Consider the following 8764-nt stretch of genomic DNA (forward strand, 5'->3'; position numbering starts at 1 on the left):
GCCCCGGCGGCATCCCCCGCACCCGACGGTCGTCCATCCCGGCCCGGCCCGGGCGCCGTGCCCACGCCGTCGTCGACGATGTCCGTCGCGCCGTTCACCTTCGCCGGCATCCACCAGGGCGAGACCATCTCGGGATTCCGCACCATCCGGGTGGAGACGACGGGCTACGCCGGCACCCTGACGTACGTGCTGAATGGACCGATCGGGCCGTACCGGCGGGATCTCCCGGGCCCGCCGTACCTGTTCACGCCGCATCCCGGCGGATGGCAGACTTCCGAGGTCCCGGACGGGCTGTACACCCTGACCGCGATCCTGGTCGGAGCCGGGAACACTCAGATCTCCATCAGCTTTACCGTCAGTAACTGAACAGGGACCATAAGATGATCTCGGCGGAGCAAGCACTCAGCTATCCCGATGAGAACCCGAGGGTGCACGTGACGACGGCGACCGCAGACCATAGTGTCAGCGGGATGGATCGACTGGTGTGGATCGACTGCGAGATGACCGGCCTGGACGCCGCGTCGGATCTACTCCTGGAAGTGGCCTGCTTGGTCACGGACAGTGAGCTCAACATCCTCGACGAGGGCGTCGACCTGGTCATCTCGGCGCCGGAGGAGGCGCTGCAGACCATGGAGCCGGTCGTCCGCGAGATGCACGAGGCCTCGGGCCTGACCGCCGCCGTCCAGGCCTCCACCTTGTCCCTCGCCGACGCGGAGCGCCAGCTCCTCGACTACGTCCGCACCCGGATTCCCGAGGTGCGCAAGGCCCCGTTGTGCGGCAACTCGATCGCCACGGACCGCACCTTCCTCGCACGCTACCTGCCGTCACTGGACGCTCACCTGCACTACCGCATGATCGACGTCTCGTCGATCAAGGAACTCGCCCGCCGCTGGTACGTGCGGGCCTACTACGCGGCTCCGGTCAAACGCGGCGGCCACCGGGCCCTAGCGGACATCCAAGAAAGCATCGAGGAGCTGCGCTACTACCGACGGGCCGTGTTCGTCCCCCAGCCGGGGCCGGGCACCGAGCAGGCCCGCGCGATCGCCGCCGAGATCCGCGACCAGGCCGATGCGTCGCTGGCCGCCCTGACCGCCGGAGGCTCCGAGCACCCGCAACCAGACGACCCGGCCGGTTCACCCGCGCGGCTTAGCGGGGGATCTTCCACCGCCCGCCTGAACGGGCGGTGAGCGCGGTGAGCGCGGTGAGCATGACCGGGGTAACCCCCTTGCCCATCCGGTGGCGCGGACCGGTACGATAGCTTCGCTTGGTCAGGCGGCGTGGGTGGAACATCCCGGATTCGGAACATCCCGGATTCGCACCGGTCGGAGGATCTCCGGTCCGACCGGGTCTCCTCCTTCGGCATGGCAGCCAGGTTCTGGTGGGTGTAGCTCAGCTGGTAGAGCACCGGGTTGTGGTCCCGGTGGCCGCGGGTTCAAGTCCCGTCACCCACCCCAGAGCGATATCCCGCTGACCAGGCCCCGCGGGGTGGCGGACGGAGGCCCACCGCGGCAGCCAGCCGTGCGGCCCCGCCGGGCTCACTCGATGTCGAACAGCCCCTGGCGGACCGCGTACATCACGGCCTCCATCCGCGAGTGCAGCTGCAGTTTGTCCAGGATGTTACGAACGTGGTTCTTGACCGTGTTCTCACTGATGAACAGCTTGCGAGCAATCTCGCGGTTCGCGCGCCCCTCAGCGACCAGCTTCAGCACCTCGAGTTCTCGCGCGGTCAGGTGCGGGGCGTGCACCCGAGGACGGTCCTCGGTACCACGGGCCATCGTGGCGAACTCGACCATCAACTTCGATGCCATCGAAGGACTGATCAGACTCTGCCCATTGTGGACGGCCCGCACCGCGTCGGCCACCTCGTGCGGCGGAATCGACTTCAGCAGGTACCCGACCGCACCCGCCTTGATCGCCTCGAACAGGTCGGACTCCTCGTCCGAGACCGTGAGCATCACGATACGAGTGCGCGGAACAGCACGTTTGATGGCACCCGCCGCGGCGATCCCGTCCCGGCCCGGCATCCGGACATCCATCAGGACGATGTCCGGCGACGTCCCGGAGGCCAAGGTCAGAGCCTCTTGACCGTCACCGGCCCGGCCGACGACGCTGATGTCCTCCTCAATCTCCAGGACCGTCTGCAGGCCCTGGAGGAACAACTCATGATCATCCACTACGAGGACCCGGATCGGCGCGGAGCCCTCGACGGAGTCGGCTTCAGCGGCCGACGGCGGCACGACACTGGCCGTCATCACACATCCGGGAATCAGGATCGAATCGTCCGAGCGGCGGCAACCCGGACGCGAACGAAAGATGGTTCGGACACCATCCCACTCTACGTGATGAAGTACACACCCGAGGTCGTGACGGCGCCGAAGTGGTGCCGCCATCTCGCCCGATAAACGCATCCGACATGCCGGAAATAGTACGCGGTGGACGCTGCCACCCACCCGCATATGACCATGTTCGCGCGGCGAGTCGCGCCGGGTTTCCTCCTGGCAACGACCCCGGCGACCAACGCGAGCCAGCAGCACCAGCAGCACCAGCAGCACCAGCAGCACCAGCAGCACCAGCAGCACCAGCAGCACCAGCAGCACCAGCAGCACCAGCAGCACCAGCAAGATCATTAGATATCGAGCAGGGGCGATGAGTGGCCACATAGCGGTTTATGCAGGAAATTACCGAGTGTTATTACACTGATACAGTCATCTAAGAACCCTCGAAATAGTGGGCCGTTTTGCCTGGCGTGATCGGCGGATGACCGTCAATATCACCGGTATGGCCGCAGCATCCAGCAGCTCCCAGCCACGACTCCACATTAAGCCGGGTACCACCTGGTCCGAGGCGTTCGCCACCTGCCGCCAGATTGCCCCCGAGGCGTTCGACGAGGACCGCCTCCGTAATCTCTGGGGCGGGCACTGGCATCGAACTGGAAACCCACTGCACAGCCTGTCCCCCGTCGACGGCACACCGATCGCCGGGCCCCCGATGATCGAGCTGGACGAGGCCCGGGAGGCGATCCGGGCCGCTCTCGACGACCACAAGCGCTGGCGCGACGTGGCGCTGCCCGAGCGCAAGGCCCGGGTACGCGCCGCCGTCGACGCCATGGACGCCCACCGCGACCTGCTGGCTCTCCTGCTCGTCTGGGAGATCGGCAAGCCCTGGCGGCTGGCGCGCACCGACGTCGACCGTGCCCTCGACGGGGTGCGCTGGTATATCGACGAGATCGACGGCATGATCGCCGGGCGCACCCAGCTACCCGGTCCGGTGAGCAACATCGCCAGCTGGAACTACCCGATGAGCGTGCTCATGCATGCCGTGCTCGTCCAGATCCTCGCCGGCAACGGCACCATCGCCAAGACCCCGACCGACGGCGGCGCCGCCTGCCTGACGCTGGCGAGCGCGCTGGCCCGCCGGGAGGGTCTGCCGGTCTCGCTGGTCTCCGGATCGGGTTCCCGGCTGAGCTCGGCGCTGGTCCGCGCCCCCGAGATCGGCTGCCTGGCCTTCGTGGGCGGCCGGTCGGCGGGTGGCCAGGTCGCCGCCGCCCTGGTCGACACCGGTAAGCGCCACTTCCTCGAGCAGGAGGGCCTCAACGCCTGGGGCATCTGGGACTTCTCCCAGTGGGACGTGCTCGCCGCCCATCTGAAGAAGGGCTTCGAGTACGGCAAGCAGCGCTGCACCGCCTACCCCCGCTACGTCGTCCAGCGCCAACTGTTCGACAGGTTCCTCCAGATGTACCTGCCGGTGGTCTCCGGCGTCCGGTTCGGCCACCCCCTCGCTGTCGCCGACGACACCGACCCGCTGCCCGAGCTGGACTACGGCCCGGTCATCACCGCGGACAAGGCGACCGAGCTGGCCGCGAAGATCGACGAGGCGATCACGAAGGGCGGTGTGCCGATCTACCGCGGAGACCTCGCGGACGGCCGGTTCATCCCCGGGCAGGACACCTCCGCCTACGTGCCGCCGGTGGCGGTCCTGAGCCCGCCGGCGTCGTCTGCGCTGCACCACGCGGAGCCGTTCGGCCCGGTCGACACCATCGTCGTCGTCGACTCGGAGGCCGAGCTGCTGGCGGCGATGAACGCCTCCAACGGCGCGCTGGTCGCCTCACTGGCCTGCGACGACGAGTCCCATGCCCGCCGGCTCGCCGGGGAACTGCAGGCGTTCAAGGTCGGAGTCAACAAGCCGCGCTCCCGCGGCGACCGGGACGAGCCGTTCGGTGGCCGCGGCGCCTCCTGGAAGGGGGCCTTCGTCGGCGGTGTCCATCTGGCCAGAGCCGTCACCGTGGGCGCGGACGCCGACGAGCGGCTCGTCGGCAACTTCCCGAGCTACTCCCTCTACCCGGCCGTCTGACCTGCCCGGCCGTCTCACCTGCCCGGCCGCTCCTGCCAGAAGGAGGATTCAGCTAGGCCGGCAGGCCGTGCTCGGCGAGTGGTCCGAGGCGCAGGCCGGCGTCGTCGCAGCGCGCGGCGATCCCGGGTAGAGCCCCGAGCGCGCTGCGCCAGGCCCCGGGGGCCGATGTGCAGTCACAGTCGTGCAGCAGCACCGTGGCGCCCCCGCGCAGGTCGGGGGCGAGGGTGTCCAGCACGCTGCCCGGCGTCGCCTCGGCCGTCCAGTCGCGTCCCCACGCCGACCACAGGACGGGGCTGAGGTCGAGGCGGCGGGCCGCGACGAGCAGCCCGGCCGAGAGGATGCCGTGCGGCGGCCGGACGAACCGCGGCGCGCGACCGGTGATCTCGACGACCAGGTCCCGGGTGCGGGCGAGATGGTCGTGCGTGGAGCGGGGACCGCGCAACAGCATCGGGCGATGATCCCAGCCGTGCACGGCCAGCTCGTGCCCGGCGGCGGCCATCTCCCTCGCCAACGTCGGTGCGCGTTCCAGCAGACCACCGAGGACGAAGAACGTCGCCCGCACGTCGAGTTCGGCGAGCACGTCGAGGAACTGCGGCGTGGACACGGGATCCGGACCATCGTCGAAGGTGAGCGCGACGTGATCAGGCGCGCCGAGCCCTGCGAGCGCCGGCGTCCACCGCAGCCGTAGTCGACGCAATGTGGTGAGCGACGGAATGCCGTAGGTGAACCCGGCCACGCCGCCCAGGGTCAACGCCGCGGCGGCAGTACGGCGAGCCATGGTGGGCCTGCGCGTCGCAACGGACCGCGTCATGGCGAAAACTCTGCCACAGATCCGGTCTCGCCTTCCGACCAGCACCCCCATGCCCGCCGCCACAGGGCAGCCCGCCGCCATGGGTACTGCCATGGGTACTGCCATGGGTACTGCCATGGGTACTGCCATGTCCTACCCACCCCCCACCCTCCGTCTCGGCCACGACCGCCCGCGGTAGCGGGAGCTACTCGGGTCTCTGGATAGAACAGTTATGGGAGGTACGTTCGGTAATGTCCGTTCGTGGGGACGGCACACCCGTCACCAGAACAGCGCCGGGCGGGAAGCACGATGAGGTGGTGGGTAGCCGGGCAGAGTCGGACGTGATCGGGGATCCGGTGATATCGGCCCGGTGCGGCGGGGCAGGAAGGGGCGGACCGTGCGGATCGGACGGCTGGGACCGGTCGGCTGGCTGTTCGTCGTCGCGATCGTCCTAGTCGGGGGCACCCTGGTGGTGAACAGGACCTCCGACGACAGGCCACGGGTGGCGTTGTGGGGCGACTCGCTCGCCTGGGAGGCGGGTAGCGCCTTCGACGAGGCGGCCCGCGCGGACGGCGGGACCGCCGTGCTGGTGCGCACCTGGGGTGGCACGGCGCCCTGCGACTGGCTCATGGACATCCGCGACCAGGCGCGGCGTTGGCGGCCGACCACCGCGGTTCTGGTGTTCTCCGGCAACCAGGTGACGCCCTGCATGCAGGGTCGTGACCTGGTGACGGCCTACCGGGAGGACGTGACGAAGGCCGTCAAGATGCTGACGAATCAGGGCATCGGAGTCGTCCTCGTGGATGCGCCGCCACGGCGTGACCAGACGGTCGACAAGGCCGGGATGACCCTGTTGGACCGCCTGTGGCGCCAGATCGCCGCAGAGCACGAACGTACCCGGGTGGTCCCCGCGGGCCGGGTGCTGACCATGGACGGCCGGTTCACCTCGACGATGCCCTGTGCCGCGGGCGAGACCTGCGAGCCCGGCGGGGTCGTCACAGTCCGCAGCCCCGACGGGGTCCACTTCTGCCCGTTGCTCCAGAAGCCGATGACGGCCTGCCCGGTCCCGTCCCCTGGCGCCGTCCGCTTCGGCACCGCGATCGCTCGGGAGACCCTCCAGCCGGCCGAGGGCTGACCGCCAGCCGACCGACCGAGGGCCGACCGGGCGGGATCCACCATCTTCCGGTCTTCCCGGGGCTTCCGGGGCTTCCGGGGCTTCCGGGGCTTCGCCGGCTTCCCCGAGCTTCGCGGGACCTCGTCGAGAATCCGCCGGAATGTTCAGGCGACCTTGCGGTGCATCCCGATCCGACGGCCGCTCAGCGAACGACGATGATTACCCAGCTCGTCGTGCCAGGAGAGGAACGTCTGATCGGGCGCGCCGACCTGGGAGAGCTTGTAAGCGAGTTCGGCGGCGAGCGCCTCGACCTGGTGCGGCCGGTGGACCCGGACCCACAGACCGTGCTCGTCGAACGCGGCGACCCTGGCGCGGTCCCGCAGGTCGGCGTCCAGCTGGTCGGCGAGTTCACCGGGTGTGGCGATTCCGCTGGGCAGCCGTGGCCAGGTGATCTCCATCAACAGACCGTTCGCCTTCATGATCCCCTCCTCTGATCGCCGCCGGCCCCGGGTGACCGCTCGGCCGATCGGGGCGACGGGCGGGCTTGCTCGTCGCCCCGTGAGGGCATCCCCTCAGGCTTGAGGGCGAACCATGACATTACGGAATGAGGCCGCCCTCGCCGGTCAGCCAGCCGCTTGACGGTCAGCCAGCCGCTCGCCGATCCGCACCGCTGTCCGCGGTCGGGCTGAGATCCGCGGGCGTGACGGACTCCGCGGGCGTGACGGACTCCGCGGTGAAGGCGGCCCACAGGCGGGAGTACGGGCCGCCGGCGTGCACCAGCTCGGCGTGCGGCCCCTGCTCGACCACCCGGCCGTCCGCCATCACGACCACCCGGTCGGCCCGGGCCGCCGTGGTGAGCCGATGGGCGATGACGATCGTGGTCCGCCGGGTGGCCACCGCCTCCGAGGCGGCCGTGACCGCCGCCTCCGTCGCGAGGTCGAGCGCCGCGGTCGCCTCGTCGAACAGCAGGATGTCCGGGTCGGCGAGCTCCGCGCGGGCGAGCGCCAGGAGCTGCCGCTGGCCGGCGGACAGTCCCCGGCCGCGTTCGCCGACCAGATGATCGTAGCCGTCGGCCAGGCGGGTGATGAACGCGTGGGCGCCGACCGCCCGCGCCGCCGCCACGACCTCGGCGTCGGAGGCATCCGGCCGAGCGTAGGCGATGGCGTCCCGGACCGTCCCGGAGAACAGGAACGGCTCCTGCGGAACGACACCGAGCCGTCGCCGGTAGGCGGGCAGGTCGAAGTCGCGCACGTCGACGCCGTCCACCCGCACCGCACCCTCGGTCACGTCGTAGAACCGGGCGATCAGCTTCACCACCGTGGACTTGCCCGCGCCGGTCTCCCCGACCAGGGCGACTGTCTCCCCCGGGGCGATGCGCAGGCTCACCCCGTTCACGGCGTTTCCCGCCGGCCCGGCGTTTCCCGCCGGCCCGGAGTTCTCCGCCGGCCCGGAGTTCTCCGTCCGCGCGGCGGTGCCTCCCGTGTAGGCGAACCGGACGCCGGCCAGGACCACCTCGCCGGCCAGCCGCCCGACCGGTCGCGGGTGCTCGGCCGGCGGCGTCGAGGTCGGAGTCCGCAGCAGCTCGGAAAGCCGGCGCAGACCGACCCGGGCCTGCTGATAACCGTCGAACACCTGGGACAGTTGCTGCACCGGCGCGAAGAAGAGGTCCACATAGAGCAGGAACGCGAGTAGTGCTCCCGGCGACAGGGATCCGCCGACGGCAAGGTGGGCGCCGATTCCCAGCACGAGAGCACCCGCGACCCGGGAGAGGAACTCGACGAACGGGAAGTAGAGAGCGATCATCCGTTGTGCCCGCAGCCGCGAGCGGCGGTAGCTGTCCGCGAGCTCGCGGAACCTTGCCTGGTTGACCGCTTCCCGGCCGAACGCCTGGGCGATGCGCAGGCCGGTCAGGTTCTCCTGCAGCGATGCGTTGACGGCGCTGACTCGTTCCCGGGACTCGGTGTAGGCGGCGGAGGAGCGACGCCGGAACACCACCGTCGCCACGATCAGGATCGGCAGTACGGCGACGACGACCAAGGCGAGCTCGGCGTCCAGCACGATCAGCGCCACCAGGACGCCGAAGAAGGACAGCAGGCTGACGATGGCGGTGGTCAGGCCGGTCTGCAGGAAGGTCGACAGGGCGTCGACGTCGGTCGTCATCCGGGTCATGATCCGGCCGGCGAGCTCGCGCTCGTAGTAGTCAAGCCCGAGGCGCTGCAGCTGCGCAAAGGTCTTCACCCGCAGGATGTAAAGCAACCGCTCCCCCATCCGGCCCGTGACACGGGTCTGCCACACCTGCACCGCCCAGTTGACCAGTACCACCGCCAGCGCGACACCGGCGGTGGCGAACAGGACGTCACGTGCCCCGACACTCACACCGGCGTCGACGGCATGCCGCACCAACGTCGGCAGGGCGAGACCCGCGACGGCGTCGGCCGCCACCAGCAGCAGGCCCAGGACGAGCGGCCAGCGGACCACGGCCAGCAGCCGGTGCAGCGAGAATGCCGGGT

8 protein-coding genes and 1 tRNA gene are annotated in these 8764 nt (G+C 69.9%); 5 read left to right on the forward strand and 4 right to left on the reverse strand.

The window, feature by feature from the left end; translation table 11 throughout:
- From AC08OP_RS15750 to AC08OP_RS15760, 3 genes are all read left to right on the forward strand, one after another.
- Positions 1 to 366: hypothetical protein (locus AC08OP_RS15750; protein ID WP_476614890.1), on the forward strand; the 366-nt coding region annotated here is incomplete at its 5' end.
- A gap of 14 nt (positions 367 to 380) precedes the next feature.
- A complete protein-coding gene (gene orn, locus AC08OP_RS15755) occupies positions 381 to 1187 on the forward strand; it encodes an oligoribonuclease (protein ID WP_476614891.1) in 807 nt (268 codons plus the stop codon).
- A gap of 191 nt (positions 1188 to 1378) precedes the next feature.
- Positions 1379 to 1454 (forward strand) — tRNA-His (locus tag AC08OP_RS15760).
- Between the two features lie 81 nt (positions 1455 to 1535).
- Here the strand turns inward: AC08OP_RS15760 and AC08OP_RS15765 are convergent.
- Positions 1536 to 2252, reverse strand: coding sequence for a response regulator (locus AC08OP_RS15765; protein WP_462187051.1), 717 nt, complete (start codon positions 2250 to 2252; stop codon positions 1536 to 1538).
- A 526-nt stretch (positions 2253 to 2778) separates the two neighbouring features.
- Between AC08OP_RS15765 and AC08OP_RS15770 the strand changes: the two genes are divergently transcribed.
- The gene (locus AC08OP_RS15770) at positions 2779 to 4350 is read left to right on the forward strand and encodes an aldehyde dehydrogenase family protein (protein ID WP_476614896.1); all 1572 of its coding nucleotides are present in this window, start codon (positions 2779 to 2781) and stop codon (positions 4348 to 4350) included.
- A gap of 52 nt (positions 4351 to 4402) precedes the next feature.
- On the opposite strand, the gene AC08OP_RS15775 is transcribed toward AC08OP_RS15770, so the two are convergent.
- Positions 4403 to 5128: a polysaccharide deacetylase family protein gene (locus AC08OP_RS15775; RefSeq protein WP_476614892.1), complete on the reverse strand. Its 726-nt coding sequence runs from the start codon at positions 5126 to 5128 to the stop codon at positions 4403 to 4405.
- A 409-nt stretch (positions 5129 to 5537) separates the two neighbouring features.
- On the opposite strand from AC08OP_RS15775, the gene AC08OP_RS15780 reads away from it, so the two are divergent.
- The gene (locus tag AC08OP_RS15780; RefSeq protein ID WP_476614893.1) at positions 5538 to 6275 is read left to right on the forward strand and encodes a DUF459 domain-containing protein; all 738 of its coding nucleotides are present in this window, start codon (positions 5538 to 5540) and stop codon (positions 6273 to 6275) included.
- 143 nt (positions 6276 to 6418) lie between these two features.
- Here AC08OP_RS15780 and AC08OP_RS15785 read toward each other — a convergent pair whose 3' ends face one another.
- Together AC08OP_RS15785 and AC08OP_RS15790 are read right to left on the reverse strand one after the other, a co-directional pair.
- On the reverse strand, positions 6419 to 6733 hold the full coding sequence (locus tag AC08OP_RS15785; RefSeq protein WP_476614894.1) for a hypothetical protein: 315 nt from the start codon (positions 6731 to 6733) through the stop codon (positions 6419 to 6421).
- A 163-nt stretch (positions 6734 to 6896) separates the two neighbouring features.
- The coding region (locus AC08OP_RS15790) for an ABC transporter ATP-binding protein (protein WP_476614895.1) at positions 6897 to 8764 on the reverse strand (1868 nt) is incomplete at its 5' end.

This window comes from Frankia sp. CeRuru1 (assembly GCF_977966315.1).

Coding starts and splice junctions, on each gene's coding strand:
- AC08OP_RS15785 (WP_476614894.1), bottom strand. CDS start 6,733: ATGAAGGCGAACGGTCTGTTGATGGAGATCACCTGGCCACGGCTGCCC.
- AC08OP_RS15770 (WP_476614896.1), top strand. CDS start 2,779: ATGGCCGCAGCATCCAGCAGCTCCCAGCCACGACTCCACATTAAGCCG.
- AC08OP_RS15775 (WP_476614892.1), bottom strand. CDS start 5,128: ATGGCTCGCCGTACTGCCGCCGCGGCGTTGACCCTGGGCGGCGTGGCC.
- AC08OP_RS15765 (WP_462187051.1), bottom strand. CDS start 2,252: ATGACGGCCAGTGTCGTGCCGCCGTCGGCCGCTGAAGCCGACTCCGTC.
- orn (WP_476614891.1), top strand. CDS start 381: ATGATCTCGGCGGAGCAAGCACTCAGCTATCCCGATGAGAACCCGAGG.